The following is a 24,964-nucleotide window of genomic DNA, read 5'->3' as shown; positions in this document are numbered from 1 at the left end:
AAAAAGCTAATAAAAAAATTGTAATGTGTTAGAAAAATTAGAAAATTTTTTATCACGCTTCATTTTTTGTATGAAAGAACAAGGCACGAACATTCGCGCCTTGCTCTTTATATATTATGCCGCAACTTTGCTATTTTCTACAAGGAAATCGATCGTTTTCCGCCATTTCAAATCTTCTTTTACACCATCAAGATTTCCTAATAGCTCTTTTAGTTTTTCCACTTCTAAATTATATGCTTTCGCCATTTTTTCTAGTTCTTCATTTATTTCTTCTTCTGTTACTTCAATATTTTCTGCCTTTGCAATCGCTTCTATTGTTAAGGCAACACGAACGCGTTTTTCCGCATCTTCTTTCATTTGTTCACGCAATGCTGCTTCATCTTGGCCCGAGAATTGATAATAAAGCTCAAGATTAAGTCCCTGCATTTGCAAACGTTGATCAAATTCACGCAACATGCGGTCTGTTTCGTTTTTCACCATTACTTCTGGAATATCAATTTCCGCGTTTTCTGCCGCTTTTTCAACAACCGCGTCACGAAGTGCTGCTTCCGCTTCATTCTTTTTCATTTCTTCAAGTCTTTTGCGGATTTTGTCTTTTAATTGTTCTAATGTTTCCACTTCATCGTCTACATCTTTTGCGAATTCATCGTCTAATGCTGGAAGGCGTTTTTCTTTTATTTCATGTACTTTTACTTTGAATGTCGCAGGTTTGCCCGCTAATTCTTTTGCGTGGTATTCTTCAGGGAATGTCACTTCAATTTCTTTTTCTTCTCCTGCTTGCATGCCGATCAATTGATCTTCAAATCCTGGAATGAATGTGCCTGAACCGATTTCAAGCGAGTAATTTTCCGCTTTTCCGCCTTCAAATGGCTCGCCGTCAACAAAACCTTCGAAATCGATCACTGCTGTATCGCCGTTTTCAACTTTGCCGTCTTCTTTTACAACAAGCTCCGCGTAGTTTTCTTGAAGACGTTTTAATTCGTTTTCCACATCTTCATCTGTGACAGTATCATCCATTTTTTCCACTTCTAATCCTTTATATTGCCCAAGTTTTACTTCTGGTTTTACGGTAACTTTTGCTGTAAAAATAAGGCTTTTTCCTTTTTCCATTTGTTCAATATCGATTTTTGGAACATCTACTGGTTCGATTCCTGCTTCTTCTACTGCTTTTGCATAAGCTTCTGGCAATAAAATATCAAGTGCATCTTGATATAACGCTTCTACTCCAAAGCGTTTTTCAAAAATGACGCGCGGTACTTTTCCTTTGCGGAATCCTGGAATAGCAATGTTTTTCACTACCTTTTTAAACGCCGCATCCAATCCTTCATTTACTTTTTCCGCGTCCACTTCAACAGTAAGAACGCCTTCATTACCTTCAAGCTTTTCCCATTTTACTGACATAATATTCCCTCCACTTAAAAATCATTCATTATAATTTAAGGATGAAGATAATGAAACGATTCCATTTTTCATTATCTTTTTATTATTCTCATATATGTAATAAAAAGTATAAAACATATACGCAATACAACCATTATATTATAACATACAACAATGATGTTTCAATACGAATAAGATGATTAAAAATAGGAAAATTTCTCTACTTCATAAAGCTTTTTGCAAAGAAAATCCATGTTTTCGGCATGAACATGATACATGCGGGCAATTTTCTCTAAAGCCGCTGGTATTCCTTGAAATTGACAGGCAATGAAATGAAGCGCTGCAATCCAATCTTCACATGTAGCCGGTTTTGGAGAAAACGGGTAAAGAATGTACGTATAACGAAGCCAAATATCTACAGCTACTTCATATAAGCTTGGATTTTCGCTTGCTAACGTATTCTCTAACTGCCGTAACACGTGTGATGCAAACGCCGTTTGTGCCTGTTCGTTTAGATTTGCCGGTATTACTTCCATTCTTTCTCCAAACTTTTCGATTGTGACAACATCGGTTACATTTTTTAATGTAAGCAAACGTAAAATCATTGTTTTGGTTATTGGGTTTTTTGATTCGTTCATTAAATATTGTTTTAAAATGGAAAGAACAGGAGCAATATCTTCATTTTCTAACTGCTTGATCACTTTCATATGCTCGGTAATATCGTCCGACTCAAACAGCTGCTGAATGCTATCTTGTTCAGCAAGCGGCAAAGCAGTTTTGCTCATTTTTTGATTGAAATGAAGCAGATGCAACAGGTGCTCCCGCATCGAAGGAGAAAGATGGCGGCGGTGCAACGCATCACGTATCACCATTTCTGCTTGCTCATATCGTTGCATTTGCATCAAAATAGATACATACATTTGCAAAAGTTCGATATCGTCTCTATGTTCTTGAAGCAACATGCGTAAACGGCGTTCAGCCTCAAGAAAATCACCTAATTCGCAGTGACAAACGGCAATGCTAAGTGCTACATGGAAACTATTCTCACCAAGCTGTTCTGCTTCATGGAAAAAATGAAGCGCTTCATCGTACCGCTTTGCCTGCAGTGCTTCCATTCCCTCTTCAACAAGGCGTTCCTTGACACGAGGAAACAAAATAATATTTTTATTTTTTCGCTCCATGTTCGCCCGCCCCAATAAAATTTTTACACAAGTGTAACAATTTTTCCTCCAAAATACAAGCAAAATAAGCAGAAAAAAGAAAAAGCCGTTCCAGCATTTTGAGGCGGAAACGGCTTTTTTTCCACTTACGACATTGGGCAATGTTTTTTTTCATACTCTGCAATATACGGTTCATAAACGAACGTTAAATCGATTTCATCCCAACCTTTTAAAAGCAGTTGTTTTCGGTATGGATCAATGTCGAACGTCCGCTCAAATCCGCTATCATCATACACCCGTTGATCTTCTAGAGAAATTGTTAATTCATAATCTGCTTTCGTGCTTTCTCTCAATAAATATTCGACATCTTGCTTAGCTAAACGAATTGGCAATAATCCATTTTTTAGGCAGTTGTTATAAAAAATATCTGCAAATGATGGGGCAATAATCGCTTGAAATCCGTAATCTTGCAGGGCCCATGGGGCATGTTCGCGCGATGATCCACAGCCAAAATTTTCGTTAGCGACAAGAATGGTTGCCCCTTCATTTTCAGGTCGATTTAATTCAAAATCCGGATTTGGTTTTTCTCCATCGATATAGCGCCAGTCGTAAAACAGAAACTTCCCAAACCCCGTACGCTCGATTCTCTTTAAAAACTGTTTTGGAATAATTTGGTCTGTATCGATGTTGGCGCGGTCGATGCCCGCTACTTTCCCTTTATGAACAGTAAATGGCTTCATTCGTTTCCCCCCTTAATGGACCGGTTCTTTCTGCAATTGTCGAACATCAACAAAATGCCCATAAATTGCAGCAGCGGCAGCCATCGCCGGGCTAACTAAGTGCGTTCTTGCCCCTTTTCCTTGTCGTCCCTCAAAATTTCGATTCGATGTGGAAGCGCAATGTTCTCCTTCCGGTATAATGTCTGGATTCATTCCTAAACATGCGCTGCAGCCGGAATCACGCCATTCGAATCCCGCATCGATAAAAATTTGTGCTAATCCTTCTTCTTCCGCTTGTTTTTTCACTTGTTGCGATCCAGGGACAACAAGCGCACGCACGCCTTTTGCCACTTTCTTTCCTTTGACAATTTTCGCGGCTTCACGCAAGTCGCTAATACGAGAGTTCGTACAGGAACCGATGAAAACGTGCTGCACTGGAATTTCTGTAATCGGAGTGCCAGGTTCTAATCCCATATATTCCAAAGCGCGTCGTACTGCCTTTTGTTCCGTTTCGCTTGAAAAATCCTCTGGATACGGCACTGTTCCTTCGATCGATGTGCTCATCGATGGGTTCGTCCCCCATGTCACCATTGGGGCAATGGTCGACGCATCTATTTCAATCGTTTTGTCGTATTCCGCGCCTTCATCTGTCGCAAGAGCCCGCCAGCGTTCTACCGCTTTTTCAAACTCTTCTCCCTTCGGCGCATATTTGCGACCTCGCAAATAAGCAAACGTCGTTTCATCTGGACTTACTAAACCAGCACGTGCGCCTGCTTCAATCGACATGTTGCAAATCGTCATTCTCTCTTCCATCGACATGTTACGAATGACTTCTCCAGTAAATTCGATAATATATCCTGTTCCAACATCAACCCCGTAGCGGCCGATAATGGCCAAAATGACGTCTTTGGCGGTAACTCCTTCCCCTAATTTTCCGTTAATGCGAATTTGCAGCGTTTTTGGTTTATGCTGCCATAACGTTTGTGTCGCAAGCACATGTTCCACTTCGCTCGTTCCGATTCCAAACGCAAGCGCTCCAAATGCTCCATGTGTCGACGTATGGCTGTCCCCGCAAACAATCGTTTTTCCAGGTTGTGTTAAACCAAGCTCTGGGCCAATCACATGAACAATTCCTTGTTCTTCACTACGCAAATCAGCTAGCGGAATCGAAAATTCCCGACAGTTTCGTTCCAACGCGGCAATTTGATTTCTTGCCACTTCGTCCTCAATCACAAAACGGTTTACTGTTGGAACATTATGATCCATCGTCGCAAATGTTAAATCTGGGCGGCGCACTTTCCGCCCCTTTTGCCGCAATCCTTCAAACGCTTGCGGAGAGGTGACTTCGTGCACTAAATGTAAGTCGATATAGAGCAAATCTGGTTTTCCATCTTCGCGATATACGACATGATTTTCCCAAATCTTTTCAATAATCGTTTTCGGTTTCACTGCTTTCACCTCTCATTTTTCATGAGTAAACAGTCATAATATGGAAAATTGCTTCATTATCTAAAATCGTCGCTTTAATTTCGCTTACCATTTCATCAGTGGAAACGACTTGTTGTCCTTTTTGTGCAATATCTGCTGTTCGCAATCCAGCTGCCAATACTTGCTGAACCGCTTTTTCAATTGCATCTGCCTCTTCCGAAAGCCCAAAGGATAATCGAAGCATCATTGCCGCTGATAAAATCGTTGCAATCGGATTTGCTTTATTTTGACCCGCAATATCAGGCGCAGAACCGTGAATTGGCTCATACAAACCAGGCCCTGATGTCGATAAACTTGCGGATGGCAACATCCCGAGCGAACCGGTCAACATCGAAGCTTCATCACTTAAAATGTCGCCAAACATGTTTTCCGTAACAATGACATCAAATTGTTGCGGAGAGCGAATTAGCTGCATTGCCGCATTATCGACAAGCATATGCTCAAGCGTTACATCAGGAAACTCTTGCGCCACTTCTTCAGCAATTTCCCGCCACATTCTGCTTGATTCGAGCACATTCGCCTTATCAACAGATGTCACTTTTTTCTTCCGTTTACGCGCAAGTTCAAACGCTGCTTTCACAATCCGCTTAATTTCTTCTTTTTTATATAGAAGCGTATCTACTGCTTTTTCTTCTCCGTTTTCTACCATCCGTCCGCTCGGTTTCCCAAAATATAGTCCTCCTGTTAATTCACGAACGATTAACAAATCGACACCTTGAATCACTTCCTTCTTCAGCGGTGACGAATCCATTAAACTGTCGTAAAACTTTACTGGCCGTAAATTGGCAAACAAATTCATCTCTTTACGAATTTGCAATAACCCTTTTTCCGGACGCAAATGTGCAGGGTTTCGATCCCATTTCGGACCACCGACTGCCCCAAGCAATATCGCATCACTTTCATGACAGATGGCAAGCGTTTCATCTGGGAGCGGCGTACCTTTTTGGTCAATCGCCGCTCCACCAATAAGCCCGAATTCGAACTCAAACTGATGTCCAAAACGGGTTTCGATTGTTTTTAGAATTTCAACAGCTCCCCTCGTCACTTCTTTTCCGATTCCATCACCCGGCAATACGGCAATCCGATAACTTCCCATGCTGTTTCCCTCCATTGATTTTATTGCATCGCTACTTTTTGATTCTCAGCACGCATCGTTTCAATCATAAACACGCGGTTGACTGCATTAATATACGCTTTTGCGGATGCTTCCAGCACGTCCTGCGCCGTACCGCGACCGCTAGTTTCTATATCATTGACACGCACTTTCACGAAAACTTGCGCAAGCGCGTCACGACCACCGCTCACGGATTCAATACGGTAATCAAGAAGAGTAACAGATGTCTTAAAGCAACGCTCTAACGTGTTATACAATGCTTCGACGCTTCCTGCTCCCGTTGCCGCTTCTTGAATCTCATTTCCTTGTCCGTCTTTTAAGACGACAACAGCGGTCGGAATTTGGTTTGTGCCATACTGAACTTGAAGCGAGCATAACTGATAAAAATCTTTAAAGTGATCAAATTTTTCTTCAAAAATAAGCGCGACTAAATCATCATCGGTAATGTCTTTTTTCTTATCTGCCAACTCTTTAAATCGAACAAATAATTTATTAACTTCTTCATCTGATAATGTGTATCCAAGCTCTTCAACACGATTGCGCAGCGCATGCCGTCCCGAATGTTTTCCAAGCACCATGGAGTTTGATTGAACACCAACAAGTTCTGGTGAAATAATTTCATACGTTGTTTTTTCTTTTAATACACCATCTTGATGGATTCCTGACTCATGAGCGAAGGCATTTTTGCCAATGACCGCTTTGTTTGGCGGAATAACCACACCTGTCAATTTGCTTACTAAATTGCTCGTTCGCTTAATTTCTTGAAGGTTAAGGCGTGTTTCTGCCTGATAATAATCTTTGCGAATGTAAAGCGCGACAGCAATTTCTTCCAATGCCGCATTTCCCGCGCGTTCGCCGATTCCGTTAATCGTCCCTTCGATTTGTGTTGCGCCATGCTCAATTGCTGCCAGTGAATTTGCAACCGCCATTCCTAAATCGTCATGGCAATGGGCAGAAAGAGAAACTTTTTCAATATTCGGAACATTGTTGCTTAAAAATGTGAAAATATTCCCGTACTCTTTCGGGGTAATATACCCTACTGTATCTGGGATATTAATGACCGTCGCCCCGCTTTAATCACTTCTGTAATAATCTTGGCCAAAAATGGAAGCTCGCTGCGGCAGGCGTCTTCCGCTGACCATTGGACAATTGGAAAATAGCGTTTTGCATATTTGACCGACTCTACCGCTGTTTCAATGACTTGTTCCGGCGTCATTTGCAATTTATACTTCATATGGATCGGAGATGTGGCGATGAATAAATGGAGACGAGGCTCTGCTCCTCCTTTTAACGCCTCCCATGCGGCGTCAATATCGCTCTGTACCGAGCGAGCAAGCCCGGTAACAGAGCATGTTTTGATCGTTTCGGCAATTTGTTTTACCGCTTGGAAATCTCCTTTCGATGAGGCAGGAAAGCCTGCTTCAATAATATCTACACCGAGCCGTTCAAGCTGGCGGGCAATTTCAAGTTTTTCTTGTAAATTCAAATTGATTCCAGCAGACTGTTCACCGTCGCGCAACGTTGTATCAAAAATATTAATTTTTCGCACTGGAGACCACCACTTCTTTCTGTTTTTCTTTCACAAATGGCATCATGCTGCGCAATTCGCGGCCGACAATCTCAATAAGGTGTTCATTTTCACGGCGGTTGATCGCATTAAACTCCGGACGGTTTGCTTGGTTTTCCAAAATCCAGCCTTTTGCAAATTTTCCTGTTTGAATATCATGAAGAACCTTTTTCATCTCTGCTTTCACCGCGTCATTGATAATGCGCGGTCCAGAAATGAAATCTCCCCATTGCGCCGTATCGGAAATCGAATGACGCATCCAAGAAAGACCGCCTTCATACAGAAGATCAACGATCAGCTTCATTTCATGCAAACATTCGAAATAGGCTACTTCCGGCTGATACCCTGCTTCGACAAGCGTTTCAAATCCTGCTTTAATAAGCGATGTTAATCCTCCGCATAATACAGCTTGTTCGCCGAATAAGTCTGTTTCTGTTTCTTCTTTAAATGTCGTTTCCAGCACTCCCGCTCTTGTCGCACCGATCGCTTTTGCATACGCGAGCGCTGTTTGTTTTGCTTCCCCTGTTACATCTTGATACACTGCAATTAATGCAGGAACGCCAGCTCCTTCTGTATACGTGCGGCGCACTAAATGACCCGGACCTTTCGGTGCAACTAAAAATACATCGACATGTTCAGGAGGAACAATCTGATTAAAGTGGATATTAAACCCATGGGCAAATACTAATGCGTTTCCTGGCTGAAGCTCTGGTTCGATTTCTTCTTTATATACATTTGGTTGTTTTTCATCTGGAAGAAGAACCATGACGATATCCGCTTGTTTGGTTGCTTCGCGAACACTATATACGGCAAAACCGTCTTTTTCTGCTTGTTCCCATGATTTTCCTTTACGAAGCCCAACAATAACGTTCACGCCGCTGTCGCGAAGGTTTTGTGCATGTGCATGGCCTTGTGAACCGTAACCGATAATTGCCACCGTTTTTGATTGTAAGTATTTTTCATTTGCATCTCCGTTATAGTAAACTTTTGCCATTGTCCATCTCTCCTTTTCTCATAGTCTTTTAGATAATGAAAGCAGTTTTATGTGTAGCGGCTGTTTTTTGCGAGCCGCGTGTAAACGCTGTTGTGCCTGTTCTCGCCACTTCTTTAATTCCGTAAGGCCGCAATAACTCAATGAGCGCTTCTACTTTTTCGGATTCGCCTGTTACTTGAATAACAAGACTATCTTTGCTTACATCGACAATCGAAGCGCGGAATGGCTCAATAAGCGTATAGATCTCTTGGCGGAGCGCCGGTGTCACGGATACTTTCACCAGCGCCAGTTCCCGCGCAACAATCGCTTGGTCGGTAATATCATTTACTTTCAGCACATCAATCTGCTTGTTTAACTGTTTAATAATTTGCTCGGCCGTCCGCTCATCTTCAACATTGACGACAAATGTCATTCGGGAAACTCCTTCTACTTCTGTATGTCCTACCGTGATGCTTTCAATGTTATAATGCCGTTTCGTAAATAACCCGGTAATTCGGTTGAGAACGCCTGGACGGTTATTGACTGTCATTGTGATAATTCGCCGCACGGTTTCACCCCCACCATTTCATGTAATCCTTTTCCAGGTGCAACCATTGGATAGACGTTTTCATCCGCTTTTACATGGAAATCAAGTAAAACCGGACCGTCGATCGCAAATGCTTTCTTTAGTACCTCCATCGCTTCCGCCTCCGTTTTTGCCTGGAAGCCCGGAATATTGTATGCTTCTGCTAGTTTTACAAAATCCGGCTGATTTGGAATGAGAGAATGGGAATATCGTTTTTCGTAGAAAAGTTCCTGCCATTGACGAACCATACCAAGCGCTTGGTTATTCACAATAACCACTTTAATCGGCAATTGAAGCTCTTGGATGACAGACAACTCTTGGAATGTCATTTGGAAGCCACCATCACCAACAATGGAAACGACCGCAGCATTTCTATCCGCAAGCTGCGCTCCGATCGCCGCCGGGAGGCCGAATCCCATCGTTCCAAGCCCGCCGGAAGTAACCCATCGATGCGGTCTATTAAACTTGTAATATTGCGCCGCCCACATTTGATGCTGGCCAACGTCGGTAGTAATAATGGCTTCTCCGTTCGTTAATTCATAAATCATTTCCACCAGCTTTTGCGGCTTAATCGTTTGTTCATCGTCTTCGTAATAAAGAGGAAATTGCCGTTTCCATTCGTTTAACTGGGCAAGCCATGCGCTTGTGTCCGCTGGCTTTCCTTGCTGATGAATTAATTCTTGCAAGGCCGCTTTCGCATCGCTGACAATCGGAATTTTCGTAGGCACATTTTTGCCGATTTCCGCCGGATCAATATCAATGTGTGCCACCGTCGCCTTTGGTGCAAAGTATTTTAAATTTCCCGTAACACGATCATCGAATCTTGCCCCAATATTAATGAGTAAATCACATTCATATAGCGCCATGTTTGCTGTATACGTACCGTGCATGCCAGCCATTCCTAAAAATAATGGGTGATCGGCTGGAAATCCGCCTAAGCCTAATAACGTATGAACAACTGGAATATTTTGTTGTTCAGCATATTGCCGTAGTTCATTTGAAGCGTTCGCATGTAATACGCCTGCTCCCGCTAAAATGACAGGTCTTTTCGATTGGCTAACCGCTTCTACAAGGCGGCGAATTTGCAAATGGTTTGGGTGAGTGGTCGGTTGATACCCTGGCAAATGAACCTCTTGTTCGTAATCAAATTCTCCTTCCGCTATGGTAATGTCTTTTGGGATATCGATTAATACAGGACCAGGTCTTCCTGTTGTGGCAATATGAAACGCTTCTTTAATAATTTTCGGAAGCTCGCTTATATCACGAACTTGATAATTATGTTTCGTAATTGGCATCGTAATTCCGAGAACATCCGCTTCTTGAAACGCATCTGAACCGATGACGCTCGTTGCAACTTGACCTGTAAATACGACGATCGGCAGCGAATCCATCATTGCATCTGTTAAACCTGTCACAATGTTTGTCGCTCCAGGCCCTGATGTTGCGATCACAACGCCCGGCTTTCCAGAAATACGCGCATATCCTTCTGCGGCATGAATGGCCCCTTGCTCATGCCGCGTTAATACGTGAAACACTCCTGATTGATATAACTTGTCGTAAAGCGGCAACACCGCTCCACCCGGATATCCAAAAATAACTTCTACCTTTTCCGCCTTTAACGCCTCAATTAACATTAGCGCTCCGCTCATTTTCGTTTTTTCGGACGTTTTTTCCTCTACTTTCATCCTTGCCATCATCCATCCTCCCTCGCATTTTTCATCGCTATGAAAAAAACCTTTTCACCCACAATGACCTACTTTGGTTCGGTCAAAGGGGCGAAAAGGTTCACTTTTCGCGGTACCACCCTTCTTCGTGGCCATTACGACCACCTCATGAGCGATTGGCAAATCAGCCAACCGCTCTTTTTAGTAACGAGTGAAGCAATTGTTCTCCACCCGTCCAACCCTACTAGCCATATGACGTTCAGGCTGGCGCTCAGAGGTGAGTTCGTCAAGCGGCAGCATCACCGGTTCCCAGCTCCCCCGGCTCTCTGTGGATGCTGTCCCCGCTGACTACTTATCCTCGTCAACGCTTTCACATATATAAAACTTTCATTGTGCATTATCTAACACTTGCGTTGGTTTGATATACTTTTACTCCTTCAGAAACAACACGGCGTCTAAACTCTTCAAGCAGCCGTTTTGTATGCTTTCCTGGCACGCCTTCACCGATCACGCGTCCATCCACCTTCACCACTGCAATCACTTCAGCAGCTGTTCCAGTTAAAAAAACTTCATCGGCAACATAAACATCGTGGCGCGTAAACGGCTCTTCTTTTACGACATACCCAAGTTCTTGAGCAATTTCGATAATAGCTTGACGCGTAATTCCTTCCAGCGCTCCTACATATCCAGGCGGTGTATATATTACCTCGTCTTTAATAATAAAGACGTTATCTCCCGATCCTTCGGCTACATATCCTTGATCATTTAAAATCAACGCCTCGCTTACGTTAGCGAGATGTGCCTCAATTTTGACAAGAACGTTATTTAAATAGTTGAGTGACTTTACTTTTGGGCTAAGGACATCAGAACGATTTCTTCGAGTGGCAACCGTTACCACTTCAATTCCAGTTTCATATAAATGTTTTGGAAAAAGCGCTAACGGCTCAACAATAATAACGACTTGCGGCTTTTTGCACTTATACGGATCAAGCCCTAAATCGCCGACTCCGCGTGAAACAACAAGACGAATATATGCATCTTGATATTGATTTTTTCGTATCGTTTCAATAACATAATTTGTCATCTCTTCTTTTGTATAAGGAATCGTTAATAAAATCGATTTTGCTGAATTGTAGAGACGATCTATATGCTCTTTTAATCGAAACACGTTGCCGCTATAGACACGAATCCCTTCAAATACGCCATCGCCGTATAAAAAACCATGATCGTATACCGAGATTTTCGCATTTTCTTTTGTCACAAATTCACCGTTTAAAAAAATCCATTGTTCACTCAATTTTGTTCCCCTCTTCCCTGGTAAGTACAGTCTCTCGTTTGTATTGATCATTGCTGTTATTGTTCATGCGTTTGATTTATTTGAAAATTATAATAATCCTAAAACAAAAGAGAGTCAATACTATTTTTTGAATATTTAGATTGATTAAACTATTTGTATACGCTTACATATTGATAGAATCAATGAATTTTCATGTTAAAAAAATTTTTTCGTTGCCCAATAAAAAAAACTCCTTTTCCGTTGTGGAAAAGGAGGTTTTAGCGTCCCAGGAGAGATTCGAACTCCCGACCGACGGCTTAGAAGGCCGCTGCTCTATCCAGCTGAGCTACTGGGACATGTATTTCACACTATTCAATTTCACATTTTCATCCTTGATATCCTGTCTCTTCCTCTACCAGCTGATTCAAGGAAGCTTAGTGCATCGAGACAACTCGCAGTCGATTCATGGAAGTGTTGCTCGTTTTCCAAAGACAGTCTATATTATAGAAAAGCTTTTCGATAAAGTCAAGATAAAAAAGAGCGAGAAAAATCTCGCTCATAGGGTAAATGTTTTCGTAAGTGATGCCACTTCTTTTCCATCGAGTTCGTAAAATTGAACCGTTGCTTTTCTGTCTTCTATTTGCAATAATGCGTATGTTTTTTCTTTCCGCGCTCTCGGCAACAAAATGCTTCCCGGATTAATAAATAAAATACCGTCGATCATCTCAGCACCAGCGATATGAGAATGACCAAAACATACCACTTTTGCCTCTACTTCTTTCGCACGATAGTAAAGATTCATTAGCGACGTTTTCACATTATAGAGGTGACCGTGAGTAATGAAAAAGCGAACCCCTTCAATTTCTTCGGTTCGTTCATTAGGAAATTGCGTGGTGAAATCACAATTTCCGCGCACTACCAAAAAACGGGCAATTTCTTTTTGATCAAAAGGCAATTCAGAATCTCCGCAATGAATCAGCGCATTTGCTTCATGATGATGACGCGCCACGATTTCTTCTAGTTCATTCGTTAATCCATGGCTATCACTAACAATTAACACTTTCATGTTTCTTTACTCCTTATCGTTAATGATTTCATCCCACTGCTTTTCTAATTTCGCTAACGCTTTTGCTCGATGGCTGATTTGATTTTTCTCTTCTTTGGATAATTCCGCCATCGTTTTTCCTTTTTGCGGAACGTAAAAAATTGGATCATACCCAAATCCGTTTTCACCCTTTGGCACTTCTGTAATGTATCCTTCACACGTTCCCTCAACGACGGTTGTGCGGCGCCCTGGAGCCGCGACAGCAAGCGCGCAATGGAAACGCGCCGTTCGCTTTTCAAAAGGAACTCCTTTCAACTCTTCCAATACTTTGGCAATGTTTTTTTGATCGTTCTTTTCTTCTCCAGCGTATCGGGCGGAATATACACCTGGTCTTCCATCTAAAGCGTCAATCGATAGGCCGGAGTCGTCGGCGATCACGATCGCATGAAAATAATGGGCCATCGCTTCCGCTTTTAATACCGCGTTTTCAGCAAACGTGCTTCCCGTTTCCTCAACATCTGGGCAATTCGGAAAATCTAGAAGCGATTTTACTTCTATTCCTTTTTTTTCAAGGAGTTCTTGAAACTCTCGCGCCTTTCCGACGTTTTTCGTCGCGATAATGACTTGTTTCATCATGTATCCCCACTTTCCTCGCTTCTCTTTATATCAATTTGCATTGCAAGTTCTCCTAACGTTTTCCGTTGAATGTCGATAAGCTGTCGAATCCCTACTTCTGCTGTATCTAGCAATTCATTTAATTGTTCTCGCGAAAATGTCGCTTCTTCTCCTGTTCCTTGAATTTCCACAAAGCGGCCAGCTCCTGTCATCACAATGTTCATATCGACTTCTGCCCGCGCGTCTTCCGCATAGTTTAAATCAAGAATAATTCCGTGCTCTGGATCGATCCCAACAGATGTAGCAGCTAGAAAATCATTCACAGGAAGTTCATCGAGTTTCTTTTCTTCCATCAATTTCGCGAATGCTAACACCATCGCTACATACGCTCCTGTAATCGACGCTGTCCGCGTTCCTCCGTCCGCTTGAATCACATCACAATCAATCCATACCGTCTTCTCGCCTAACTTGTCCAAATTAACGACAGAACGAAGCGCTCTTCCGATAAGACGTTGGATTTCCATTGTTCGCCCTGATAATTTTCCTTTGCTAGATTCCCTCACATTTCGCTGTTCTGTCGCTCTCGGCAGCATCGCATATTCCGCAGTAATCCATCCTTTTCCGCCGCCACGCATAAACGGCGGCACTTTGTCATCGATGCTTGCTGTGCAAATCACTTTCGTATCACCAACTGTAATGAATACCGACCCTTCTGCATGTTTAATAAAATGTTTCTCCATATGTACAGGACGCAGCTGTTTGTTTTCTCTGCCATCTATCCTCATAATAAAAATCCTCCTTTACATAAACAGAAAGAGGTAGCACACCGTCTACCTCTTTTTTATATCATAATATCGCATCAAACTGCTAGCTACTCTGTTGTTGCATTGTCATTTTTGAAAATAATCGCTTAAAAGCTTTCTGTATTCACTTTTTCTGGTCTTGCCACTGGTTCGGATAACGGTTTTCCATCTTCTCTAACAAGATTTGCTTTTCCATTTACCATAATAGAGACACTCTCGATTCCCTTTTGCTCCGTTAGTGAGAGAACAAGCGAATTTAATACATGATCCGAAATGACATTTTTCTTATTGCTGCCGTAAATGGCTTCGTTAAAGTTTAATGTCACTTTTCCATCTTCATATTTTGGTTTTCCAACTAACTGAGTATCTGGCTGAAACTCACTTACAAGACCGCTGCCATAGCTTGGTCCTTTAATTAATTCGTTAACCGCAGCGACAATATCATCTTTTTCTTTATTAGACACGCGGCGCGTTACTGGAACGTAGTACGTATCGTTTCCTTGTTGCGCGACAAAATAAACGGTAACTGGGTGAGTATTTGTAATATCCGCAACACCTTTGGCATCAATATTAATTCCATCAGCGCGGCTGACACCGTCTTGAATAGGTGTTTTATTGACTGGCATGACATCTTGATCATAACCGTTAATGCGAATTTTTACTCTTTTCACATTATCAAACTGTGTCAGCGTCCATGTAATGGCTTGCAAAATTCTCTTTTCATCTTCTGGTTTATAATTTGCAAATTCTGGTGAGAAATCAGCAATAATGGTGCCATCTTTCTCCAGCTTCACTCCTAATACCCTTGTATCTGCTGGCAATACAGCGCGAAACCCGTTTGGCAACAATTCCGAAACAGGGCCATCTTCCACCAAATATTCGAGCACTTGCTTTGCCACAGCATCTGTCTTCGGCAGTTCTACGGTCTGCGGCACGACAAATCCATTTTTATCAATTAAGTAAAGCTCGCGTTTTACTGTTTCGGTTGCTTTTTTCTCGTCTTTTTCTCCCCCTTGTTTTCCAGTTGTTTCTTGTAATGATTGCCCATCTTTTAAATAGCTCACATCCTGTGGCGGGTCAATTTCTTTAACAGCTTCATCCTTTCCAAATAACCCACAACCACTAAGTAATAACAGCGATGTAACAACGGATGCAGCTAGTTTCCACGTTCCTCGATGAAACATGAATTTTCCCTCCTACTCATAGTTTGTACTACTATCTATGTATACGAGCCTTTTTTGAAAATAGAATAAAAAATCCTTTAGCTTTTACGCTAAAGGATTTTTTTATAATTCAATCGTTTGAACATTTTCAATTGGCTTTCCAAACCATTTGGAAGCAATTTTTTGGAATAGCTCCTTTGATCCTGTCGTAAAGAATAAATGTTCAGCCTCTCGTTGCCCTGTATAAAGAAGATGGCTATGATGCAAAATCGCACTAACTTCACGTGCGGTTTCATCACCGGAACAAATTAGTTTTACGCGTTTTCCCATATATTCTTTAATAAGAGGACTTAACAAAGGATAGTGAGTGCATCCTAAAATAAGGACATCCATATTGCTCGATTTAAACGGTTCAAGCGATTCAGCGACTATCTTTCTCGCTTCCTCTCCTTCGAAGTTTCCGCTCTCTACAAGCGGGACAAACTTTGGACATGCTAAACTTTCTACACGAACTCGATGGTTAATGGATTTTAGCGCCTTTTCATACGCACCGCTTTTTACTGTACCAATTGTACCAATCACACCGATATGCCCGTTTTTCGTCGCTTTTAACGCCGCGCGAGCTCCAGGATGTATCACTCCTAATACCGGAATATCGAGCTGTTCCCGAATTTCGTCTAATACGACAGCTGTTGCCGTATTACAAGCAATAACAAGCATTTTAATATTATACCGCAATAAATAATTCGTCATTTCCCATGTAAATTGACGAATTTCCTCTTTAGGGCGTGGCCCATATGGGCAACGAGCTGTATCCCCAAGATAAACAATCCGTTCTTTTGGTAACTGTCGCATAATTTCTTTTGCAACAGTTAATCCACCAACTCCTGAGTCAATAACACCAATTGCTCTTTCCAATTGATCCGCCTCATTCTTTTTTTCATTTCTTGATGTAGTTTTCGTAAGTATTTTCTAAAAAGACAATTTCTTGATTAGAAAAATTTTGCAACACTTGTACCAAATCATGTTGACGCTTTTTATCACTTCTTCGACCATTCGTTTCCCTTTTTCGAGAAGACGAATGCGTACAACTCGTCAGTCGTGCCGATCTTTTACTCTAGCAACGAGCCCGTATTTTTCCATTCTGTCTACTAAATATGTTGTGCTACATGCCAGATACATTTTGTTCAATAATTCGCCGATCGTCAAGTCCTCTTCTTCCAATAGCTATTTTAGTGTGGCGAATTGCGGCGGTGTGATTGGATACTACGCTAAAATTTCACGGTCTCGTTGTTTTAAATTTGCGGCAATATATCGATCTAGCTCTGCAACAGTCTTTTCATCAAAAGACATACAATCTCCTCTACAACGGTGCATTTATTATTTTTAATGTTTTTCTACAAAAATGCAACAAAAAAATACAACTTTTTATTTTATTCGACAATGTTTGATATATTCCATTTTACTCCACTTTGCCACATAATCAATGAGTAAATCGTTTTTATTTTTAAAACTAAATTTCATCTTTAAAATATAACAAACCGGCTACCTTAAAATAAGGTGAGCCGGCATTTCTTATAGTTCAAGTTCTCCCATTCGAAGCAATTCAATAACTGCTTGGGATCGCCCCTTTACCCCAAGTTTTTGCATTGCGTTCGAAATGTGGTTGCGAACCGTTTTTTCACTAATAAACAGTTCTCTGGCAATTTCTTTCGTCGTCTTATCTTGAACTAATAATTCAAATACCTCTCTCTCTCTTTTCGTTAGCAACGGCTTTGGTTGAAATGATTTATCCTTCAAGTATTGTAACCCTCCTTGCTTTCACTAGACCTGAACTACCGGATGGGTATTATTCACCATATAGTATGTGAAAGAAGGGTTACGGTGACGGAATTTCGCTTATCTAATAGAAAAATAGGTATTTTTTCTAAACAATTGCCGTTGCTTGGGACTGTTGGAGCATTTGTCTCATCTCATCGCTCCAAGGAACGCTTTTTGAAAGAAGGTAAACGACTTTTCCCATTGTTCCCATTGATCAATGTAATCAATCTGCTTCATTACATATCCCCCTAATAAAAATCCTCTTCATGAAAGCCATGAAGAGGATTTTCATCATTATACTTCGTCACTTCCGAAGAAGTTGCGGAACATTTGAATCGTCGCTTCACGGTTTAGCGCAGCGATCGAAGTGGTTAACGGAATTCCTTTTGGACAAGATTGCACACAGTTTTGCGAGTTACCACAGTTCGCTAAACCGCCATCACCCATAATCGCTTTCATCCGCTCCGCTTTATGCATCGCGCCTGTTGGATGGGCATTAAATAGACGTACTTGGGAAAGCGGTGCTGGACCGATGAAATTCGATTTGCTGTTGACGTTTGGACATGCTTCTAAACATACACCGCATGTCATACATTTTGAAAGCTCGTATGCCCATTGGCGTTTTCGTTCTGGCATACGCGGACCAGGACCTAAGTCATACGTTCCGTCGATTGGGATCCATGCTTTTACTTTTTTCAACGAGTCAAACATACGGCTGCGGTCTACTTGCAAGTCGCGAACTACCGGGAACGTACGCATTGGTTCCAAACGAATTGGCTGTTCTAATTTATCAATTAATGCTGTGCATGCTTGACGCGGTTTGCCGTTAATAACCATCGAGCAAGCGCCGCATACTTCTTCCAAACAGTTCATTTCCCATACAACTGGGGTTGTTTTTTGCCCTTTCGCGTTAACCGGATTACGGCGAATTTCCATCAGCGCAGAAATGACGTTCATATTCGGACGATATGGAATTTCAAATTCTTCTTCGTATGGCGCAGAATCAGGACGATCTTGACGTGTTATAATGAATCGAACCGTTTTTTTCTCGCTCATCGTTTATTTCACTTCCTCTTTCTTTTTCGTGTAGTCGCGTTTGCGTGGCTTAATCAACGATACATCGACATCTTCGTAGTGGAATGCCGGTCCATCTGGGGTATAGCGTGCCATCGTTGTTTTGAGCCACTCTTCGTCATTGCGCTCTGGAAACTCCGGTTTATAGTGTGCACCACGGCTTTCGTTGCGGTTGTAAGCGCCTAGCGTAATTACCCGCGCTAGTTGAAGCATATTATATAACTGACGAATAAATGTTGCGCCTTGGTTGCTCCATTTCGACGTGTCTGTAACACTGATGTTTTTATAGCGTTCCAACAATTCCTGGATTTTCTCGTCTGTTTTCAACAACTTATCGTTGTAACGAACGATTGTAACGTTCGCTGTCATCCATTCGCCCAACTCTTTATGAAGCACATACGCGTTTTCTGTTCCATCCATGGACAAGATGTTGTTCCAACGCTCTTCTTCTTGTTTCACATAGCGGTCGTACAACGATGATGGCATTGCGTCTGCCGATTTTTCCAAACCGCGAATGTATCTAACCGCATTTGGTCCAGCAACCATGCCGCCGTAAATCGCTGATAATAAGGAGTTAGCTCCTAGACGGTTTGCGCCATGGATCGAGTAATCACATTCGCCAGCGGCAAACAATCCTTTAATGTTTGTCATTTGATCATAATCAACCCATAAGCCGCCCATCGAATAGTGAACAGCTGGGAATACTTTCATCGGCACTTTGCGAGGGTCTTCACCCATAAATTTCTCGTAAATTTCAATAATACCGCCAAGTTTGATATCTAGTTCTTTCGGATCTTTATGAGAAAGATCAAGGTATACCATGTTTTCGCCGTTGATGCCGAGCTTCAAATCAACGCAAACGTGGAAAATTTCACGAGCCGCGATATCACGAGGAACAAGGTTTCCGTAAGCCGGATATTTTTCTTCAAGGAAATACCAAGGTTTTCCGTCTTTATATGTCCAGACTCTTCCGCCTTCCCCGCGGGCTGACTCACTCATGAGACGCAGTTTATCGTCTCCCGGAATCGCCGTCGGGTGAATTTGGATAAATTCCCCGTTTGCATAGTACGCGCCTTGTTGATAGACGATAGACGCTGCTGAACCTGTGTTGATGATCGAGTTCGTCGATTTTCCAAAAATGACTCCTGGTCCGCCTGTCGCCATAATGACCGCGTCCGCAGGAAACGCTTTAATTTCCATTGTTTTTAAATCTTGCGCAACGATTCCTCGGCAAATTTGTTCATCATCTAAAACAACGCCTAAAAACTCCCATCCTTCATATTTTGTGACAAGTCCAGCCACTTCATGGCGGCGCACTTGTTCATCAAGCGCATATAATATCTGCTGGCCTGTCGTTGCCCCTGCGTATGCAGTACGGTGATGCTGCGTTCCACCGAAGCGGCGGAAATCAAGCAACCCTTCAGGAGTACGGTTGAACATGACTCCCATGCGGTCAAGCATATAAATGATGCTTGGCGCTGCCTCACACATCGCTTTTACCGGAGGCTGGTTCGCTAAAAAGTCACCGCCATATACGGTATCGTCGAAATGTTCCCAAGGAGAATCGCCTTCCCCTTTCGTATTTACCGCACCGTTAATCCCACCTTGTGCACAGACAGAGTGAGACCGCTTAACAGGTACGAGCGAGAACAATTCTACAGGTACGCCTGCTTCCGCGATTTTAATCGTTGCCATTAGACCAGCTAGACCGCCACCAACTACTATGATTTTTCCTTTTTTCATTGCTACTCACTCCCTAAAAGATTGCTAGTTGTAGATTAAGCGAATGCCAAAATGGCACGAATGCCGACGATGGAAAGCGCGACAAAAATAAGCATTGTCACATAGGTGAAAACTTGTTGTGAACGAGGAGATACCGTTATACCCCAACTTACACAGAATGACCATAAACCATTCGCAAAATGGAATACTGTTGATAAAATTCCGACAATATAAAATGCAAGCATAGCCGGATTATCGACGATATTCGCCATCATTTCATAGTTTACTTCCGCACCAAGAGCGGCTTGAACACGTGTTTCCCACACATGCCATGTCACAAAAATTAACGTAAAAATTCCCGTTAATCGCTGCAGCATAAACATCCAATTGCGGAAATATCCGTAACGGACGACATTATTTTTCGCCGTAAAAGCAATATAAAGTCCATAAATGGCATGGAACAACAGTGGAAGGAAAATGACGAATATTTCTAAAAAATAACGAAATGGTAAATTCTCCATAAAGGAAGCAGCACGGTTAAACGCTTCCGGTCCTTTTGTCGCAAAATGGTTTACGACTAAATGTTGTACTAAAAAGATCCCTACTGGAATGACTCCTAACAGCGAATGGAGCCGACGGTAATAAAATTCGCGATTTCCTGCCATATGTAAACCCCCTTTGAATAATAACGATGAAAAATTAATGCGCTCCCCATCCACAAAAATGAAAAGGTAATGATTCATAGAATGTAATTGCTTCCATTACCATAATCATTTTGTCACATTCATTGTACTCTCACATTGTACAAGCGTCAAGAAAACAAAGTCATAAAATGTTCAAACATTTGAATATTTAAACAACATCCAATCATAAGAAAGATAATGCATGCTCCCCTCCATTTCGCTATAATGTTAGAGTAGATAGAAAGAGGGGAAGCATGTGAAACTACCATCGCTAGAAGAACAATATAAAGCATTAGAAGACATTCATATTTCCGCATTTGGCTCTGAACTGATTCGGCAAATTCTTCTTCCTGAATTGCTCGGAAAAGAAACAGCAAGCATTTTATACTGGGCTGGTAAAAGCTTGGCGCGCCATTATCCGCTAGAAACGATATCCGATATCATCACGTTTTTTGAAAAAGCTGGATGGGGAATCCTTTCCGTTTTGGAAGAAGGAAAGGACGAGCTTCACGTTGAGTTGACAGGTCCGATCATCGCCGCGCGATTTGCTCTTCACGAAAATTGTACATTTCAGTTGGAAGCAGGATTTCTAGCCCAACAAATTGAGCATCAAAAACGCCGCGTTGCCGAAGCGTTCGAACAACAAAAGAAACGTGCTAATAAAGTGTTAATCACCATTAAATGGGATCGCAAAGATGAAATAAATAGCTAAGAGCCTGCGAATGCAGGCTTTTGCCATTTTTATGAGCGCAGCGCTACGGTTTCTTCGGCAAGCCCGAATGCTTCGTGAAGCGCCTCGACGGCCGAAACCATATATTTTTCGTCAATGACCGTGGAAATTTTAATTTCTGACGTGCTGACCATTTTTATTTCAATGCCTTGATTCGCTAGCGCTTCAAACATTTGCGCAGCTACTCCCGGATTAGAAATCATACCGGAGCCGACAATCGATACTTTTGCTAAACCAGTTTCATATTGCACATTTGCTCCTTTTAACGATTGTAATACTTGGAGCGTTTCTTGCAGATCTTCCGTGCGAATCGAAAAAGAAACAGACGTTGTTTCGGAATTTGCCGCGCTTTGAATAATAATATCTACATTGATGCCACGGTTCGCAAGAGCCGTAAAAATGGTCGGCAATGTATATAAACTATTTTCGATTCCATCCACCGTTACTCTCGTTACTTGATCTTCAAACGCGATTCCTCGTACGATTAAATGCTGCTCCATCGAAACTTCCTCCTTTACCATCGTTCCTCTTTCGTTTTCCATGCTCGAACGCACTTCCAGCGGCACTTCGTAGTTTTTCGCAAATTCCACGGCACGCGGATGCAATACCCCTGCCCCTAAATTGGCCAACTCAAGCATTTCATCATAGGAGATCTCTTTTATTTTTCTTGCTGTTTTCACATAACGCGGGTCTGTTGTAAACACGCCGGTTACGTCTGTATAAATATCGCATTTATCCGCTTTTAATGCTGCCGCTAGCGCCACCGCTGTTGTATCGGAACCTCCGCGGCCGAGCGTGGTGATTTCCCCTGTTTCCGTTACTCCTTGAAACCCCGCAACGATCACAATTGCCCCTTCATCAAGGTGGCGGTGGATTCTCGTCGTATCCATGTTCATAATTCGGGCATTGCCGTGCATTTCTTCCGTCATAATTCCCGCTTGCCATCCTGTCAATGAAACAGCTTTATATCCTTTTTCGTGAAGCGCCATTGCCAAAAGCGCAATGCTCACTTGTTCCCCTGTCGAAAGAAGCATATCCATTTCCCGTTTGCTAGGATGATTGGAAATTTGATTTGCTAAGTTGACAAGCTCATCAGTCGTTTTTCCCATTGCCGAAACAACAACGACAACTTCATTTCCTTTTTGGGCTTCCTCAATGACCCGATTCGCCACATGTTGAATTCTTTCGATGGAACCAACAGACGTTCCGCCAAACTTTTGTACAATGATTCCCAATTCGTCTCACCCTTTACCATGAATATCGTTTATTTGTTTGCAAATAAAAACAGCAATGAGAGAAATCTCATTGCTGTGCATCACGAAAGCGAAAAAAGCGAATTCGCCCCGCACAGTGAGATAGCTCTCCAAGATGAATCACATCTTGACAGTCCTACATTTCTTAAACGCAGGACCAGCGGAAAAAGCAATGAGACTTTTTCCACTTCGGCGACGCTCCCCTTTCCACACTCATCATCGGAACTCATTTTCCTCCGAATGTGTACTCTTGAAGTTCGCACCTCTATCTTCACTTCGGCGTTTGGAAGTGTATAAATATGAAATTTATTGCAATCATATCAAACTTTCGTATTGTTGACAATATTATTCTCGCAATTTCTTATAAATTTTTTCAGCAACAGAGCGCGGAATGTTTGCTTTTTGCAATTCTTCTACCGTTGCTTCTTTCATGTTTTTAATGGATCCGAAATGCTTTAATAACGCTTTTTTTCGCTTTTCCCCAACGCCGGGGATGTCATCTAACACAGAATGAAACATCGTTTTTCCACGCGTTTGCCGGTGAAAGGCAACCGCAAACCGATGCACTTCGTCTTGGATGCGCTGCAATAAATAAAACTCTTGGCTGTTTCTTTCTAATGGAACAACTTGCGGCGGATCCCCCATGATTAACTCGGATGTGCGATGCTTGTCGTCTTTGGCAAGCCCAGCGAGCGGAATATCAAGTCCTAATTCGTTTTCAAGCACATCCCTTACCGCAGCTAAATGCCCTTTTCCTCCGTCAATAATAATCAAATCGGGAAGTGGGAGGCCTTCTTTGAGCACGCGAGTATAACGTCTTCTTACCACCTCGCGCATCGATTCATAGTCATCCGGTCCCTCTACGGTTTTGACTTTATATTTGCGGTACTCTTTTTTCTCCGGTTTTCCATCGATAAAAACTACCATGGCTGAAACAGGATCCGCGCCATGAATATTGGAATTGTCAAACGCCTCAATGCGATGCGGGGTCGGAATTCCTAATATTTTTCCTAAGTTTTCCACAGCTTTGATCGTTCGTTCTTCATCCCGCTCAATTAAGTAAAATTTTTCTTTCAAAGCAATTGCCGCATTTTTGCTTGCTAAATCAACCAGTTCTTTTTTCTTTCCTTTTTTCGGCTGAACAATCTTTACTTCCAGCAGCTGCTCGGCAAGTTCGCCGTCAATGTCAGCAGGCAAAATGACCTCTTTCGGCTTAAAGTGGTTCGCTTTGGTATAAAACTGTCCTAAAAACGTCAGCAATTCCTCATCTGGGTCTTGATACATCGGAAACATCGATACATCGCGCTCGATCAACTTCCCTTGACGAATGAAAAATACTTGTACGCACATCCATCCTTTGTCATAGGCATAACCGAACACATCGCGATCAACGAAATCGTTCATGGTCATCTTCTGCTTTTCCATCGTTGCTTCAATATGGGCAATTTGATCACGGTATTCTTTTGCCCGTTCGAATTCGAGCGCTTCGGCTGCTTTCATCATCTTTTCTGCAAGCTCTTCTTTTACTTCTTTATACCCGCCGTTTAAAAAGCGGACGATTTGTTCAACGATTTCTTTATTTTGTTGTTCGGACACCGGATGCACGCACGGTGCAAGACATTGTCCCATATGATAATATAAACAAACACGGTTCGGCATGGTCGAGCATTTGCGCAACGGATAAATGCGGTCTAACAGTTTCTTCGTTTCGTTTGCCGCCTGTACATGCGGATACGGCCCGAAATATTTTCCACCGTCTTTTTTCACTTTTCGCGTAATGATTAGGCGAGGATGCTTCTCCGCGGTAATTTTTATAAACGGATAGCTTTTGTCATCCTTAAGCATCACGTTATATTTTGGATCGTACTTTTTAATTAAGTTCATTTCCAAAATGAGCGCTTCGATGTTCGAAGAAGTGACAATATATTCGAAATCGGCAATTTCGTTGACAAGCCGCAGCGTTTTTCCGTCATGCGTGCCGGTGAAATACGAACGCACGCGGTTTTTCAGCACTTTTGCTTTGCCGACGTATATGACCGTACCGTTTTTATCTTTCATCAAATAACATCCCGGCTGCTCCGGGAGCACAGCTAATTTTTCTTTTAAGTGATCATGCATCATAATCACT

The 24,964-nt window shown here is 42.2% G+C and carries 21 protein-coding genes, 1 tRNA gene, 2 pseudogenes, 1 riboswitch and 1 other annotated feature; of the genes and pseudogenes, 1 reads left to right on the top strand and 23 read right to left on the bottom strand.

The features are described 5' to 3' along the window. Positions 1-114 precede the first annotated feature (114 nt). The 21 genes and pseudogenes from tig to NXM86_RS03715 form a co-directional block, all read right to left on the bottom strand. Positions 115-1,401, bottom strand: a complete 1,287-nt coding sequence (gene tig, locus NXM86_RS03815) for a trigger factor (protein ID WP_015864694.1) — start codon at positions 1,399-1,401, stop codon at positions 115-117. Between the two features lie 179 nt (positions 1,402-1,580). Further along, positions 1,581-2,561, bottom strand: a complete 981-nt coding sequence (locus NXM86_RS03810) for a tetratricopeptide repeat protein (protein ID WP_190305552.1) — start codon at positions 2,559-2,561, stop codon at positions 1,581-1,583. Between the two features lie 125 nt (positions 2,562-2,686). Further along, positions 2,687-3,280, bottom strand: coding sequence for a 3-isopropylmalate dehydratase small subunit (gene leuD, locus NXM86_RS03805; RefSeq protein ID WP_015864696.1), 594 nt, complete (start codon positions 3,278-3,280; stop codon positions 2,687-2,689). Between the two features lie 12 nt (positions 3,281-3,292). Further along, a complete protein-coding gene (gene leuC, locus NXM86_RS03800; RefSeq protein ID WP_081188809.1) occupies positions 3,293-4,708 on the bottom strand; it encodes a 3-isopropylmalate dehydratase large subunit in 1,416 nt (471 codons plus the stop codon). A 19-nt stretch (positions 4,709-4,727) separates the two neighbouring features. Then, positions 4,728-5,843, bottom strand: coding sequence for a 3-isopropylmalate dehydrogenase (gene leuB / locus NXM86_RS03795; RefSeq protein WP_081188810.1), 1,116 nt, complete (start codon positions 5,841-5,843; stop codon positions 4,728-4,730). 20 nt (positions 5,844-5,863) lie between these two features. Further along, positions 5,864-7,410 (bottom strand): annotated as a pseudogene (locus tag NXM86_RS03790) (2-isopropylmalate synthase). After that, positions 7,397-8,422, bottom strand: a complete 1,026-nt coding sequence (gene ilvC / locus NXM86_RS03785; RefSeq protein ID WP_015864700.1) for a ketol-acid reductoisomerase — start codon at positions 8,420-8,422, stop codon at positions 7,397-7,399. Before ilvC ends, NXM86_RS03790 begins: the two are co-directional and overlap by 14 nt. Positions 8,423-8,450: 28 nt before the next feature. Then, the gene (gene ilvN / locus NXM86_RS03780) at positions 8,451-8,969 is read right to left on the bottom strand and encodes an acetolactate synthase small subunit (protein ID WP_041269720.1); all 519 of its coding nucleotides are present in this window, start codon (positions 8,967-8,969) and stop codon (positions 8,451-8,453) included. After that, positions 8,948-10,681, bottom strand: coding sequence for an acetolactate synthase large subunit (gene ilvB, locus NXM86_RS03775; RefSeq protein ID WP_062753107.1), 1,734 nt, complete (start codon positions 10,679-10,681; stop codon positions 8,948-8,950). The genes ilvN and ilvB overlap by 22 nt, the downstream gene beginning before the upstream one ends. A gap of 74 nt (positions 10,682-10,755) precedes the next feature. Continuing rightward, positions 10,756-11,025, bottom strand: a binding site (T-box leader). Between the two features lie 23 nt (positions 11,026-11,048). Next, positions 11,049-11,948: a branched-chain-amino-acid transaminase gene (gene ilvE / locus NXM86_RS03770; protein WP_015864703.1), complete on the bottom strand. Its 900-nt coding sequence runs from the start codon at positions 11,946-11,948 to the stop codon at positions 11,049-11,051. 261 nt (positions 11,949-12,209) lie between these two features. Further along, positions 12,210-12,283 (bottom strand) — tRNA-Arg (locus tag NXM86_RS03765). Between the two features lie 200 nt (positions 12,284-12,483). Beyond that, positions 12,484-12,993 (bottom strand): metallophosphoesterase family protein, encoded by a 510-nt coding sequence (locus NXM86_RS03760; RefSeq protein ID WP_498958637.1) that lies wholly within the window; start codon positions 12,991-12,993, stop codon positions 12,484-12,486. Between the two features lie 6 nt (positions 12,994-12,999). After that, on the bottom strand, positions 13,000-13,605 hold the full coding sequence (locus tag NXM86_RS03755) for an XTP/dITP diphosphatase (protein ID WP_062677865.1): 606 nt from the start codon (positions 13,603-13,605) through the stop codon (positions 13,000-13,002). After that, complete coding sequence (gene rph / locus NXM86_RS03750; RefSeq protein ID WP_015864706.1) at positions 13,605-14,372, bottom strand: ribonuclease PH; 768 nt, start codon at positions 14,370-14,372, stop codon at positions 13,605-13,607. The genes NXM86_RS03755 and rph overlap by 1 nt, the downstream gene beginning before the upstream one ends. Before the next feature lie 125 nt (positions 14,373-14,497). Then, positions 14,498-15,574 (bottom strand): GerMN domain-containing protein, encoded by a 1,077-nt coding sequence (locus tag NXM86_RS03745; RefSeq protein WP_015864707.1) that lies wholly within the window; start codon positions 15,572-15,574, stop codon positions 14,498-14,500. 102 nt (positions 15,575-15,676) lie between these two features. Further along, the gene (gene racE, locus NXM86_RS03740; RefSeq protein WP_062677864.1) at positions 15,677-16,471 is read right to left on the bottom strand and encodes a glutamate racemase; all 795 of its coding nucleotides are present in this window, start codon (positions 16,469-16,471) and stop codon (positions 15,677-15,679) included. Next, a pseudogene (locus NXM86_RS03735) lies at positions 16,426-16,906 on the bottom strand (MarR family winged helix-turn-helix transcriptional regulator). Before NXM86_RS03735 ends, racE begins: the two are co-directional and overlap by 46 nt. Before the next feature lie 222 nt (positions 16,907-17,128). Then, positions 17,129-17,353 (bottom strand): helix-turn-helix domain-containing protein, encoded by a 225-nt coding sequence (locus NXM86_RS03730; protein ID WP_003248783.1) that lies wholly within the window; start codon positions 17,351-17,353, stop codon positions 17,129-17,131. A gap of 315 nt (positions 17,354-17,668) precedes the next feature. Next, positions 17,669-18,430: a succinate dehydrogenase iron-sulfur subunit gene (gene sdhB, locus NXM86_RS03725; RefSeq protein WP_015864710.1), complete on the bottom strand. Its 762-nt coding sequence runs from the start codon at positions 18,428-18,430 to the stop codon at positions 17,669-17,671. A gap of 3 nt (positions 18,431-18,433) precedes the next feature. Next, the gene (sdhA, locus tag NXM86_RS03720) at positions 18,434-20,191 is read right to left on the bottom strand and encodes a succinate dehydrogenase flavoprotein subunit (RefSeq protein ID WP_015864711.1); all 1,758 of its coding nucleotides are present in this window, start codon (positions 20,189-20,191) and stop codon (positions 18,434-18,436) included. A 35-nt stretch (positions 20,192-20,226) separates the two neighbouring features. Beyond that, positions 20,227-20,835: a succinate dehydrogenase cytochrome b558 subunit gene (locus NXM86_RS03715; protein WP_498958636.1), complete on the bottom strand. Its 609-nt coding sequence runs from the start codon at positions 20,833-20,835 to the stop codon at positions 20,227-20,229. 274 nt (positions 20,836-21,109) lie between these two features. On the opposite strand from NXM86_RS03715, the gene NXM86_RS03710 reads away from it, so the two are divergent. Beyond that, positions 21,110-21,565, top strand: a complete 456-nt coding sequence (locus NXM86_RS03710; RefSeq protein ID WP_498958635.1) for a YslB family protein — start codon at positions 21,110-21,112, stop codon at positions 21,563-21,565. Positions 21,566-21,594: 29 nt separating this feature from the next. Here NXM86_RS03710 and NXM86_RS03705 read toward each other — a convergent pair whose 3' ends face one another. Both NXM86_RS03705 and uvrC read right to left on the bottom strand, forming a co-directional pair. After that, positions 21,595-22,818: an aspartate kinase gene (locus NXM86_RS03705; protein WP_081188812.1), complete on the bottom strand. Its 1,224-nt coding sequence runs from the start codon at positions 22,816-22,818 to the stop codon at positions 21,595-21,597. Positions 22,819-22,931: 113 nt separating this feature from the next. Continuing rightward, positions 22,932-23,112, bottom strand: a riboswitch (Lysine riboswitch). 69 nt (positions 23,113-23,181) lie between these two features. Next, a complete protein-coding gene (gene uvrC / locus NXM86_RS03700) occupies positions 23,182-24,954 on the bottom strand; it encodes an excinuclease ABC subunit UvrC (protein ID WP_081188813.1) in 1,773 nt (590 codons plus the stop codon). Positions 24,955-24,964: the final 10 nt, after the last annotated feature.

Source organism: Geobacillus sp. CX412, assembly GCF_027942335.1.
GTDB lineage: Bacteria > Bacillota > Bacilli > Bacillales > Anoxybacillaceae > Parageobacillus_B > Parageobacillus_B toebii.
Note: the sequence above shows the minus strand (reverse complement) of the source record. Positions and strands in the feature narration are given on the sequence as shown.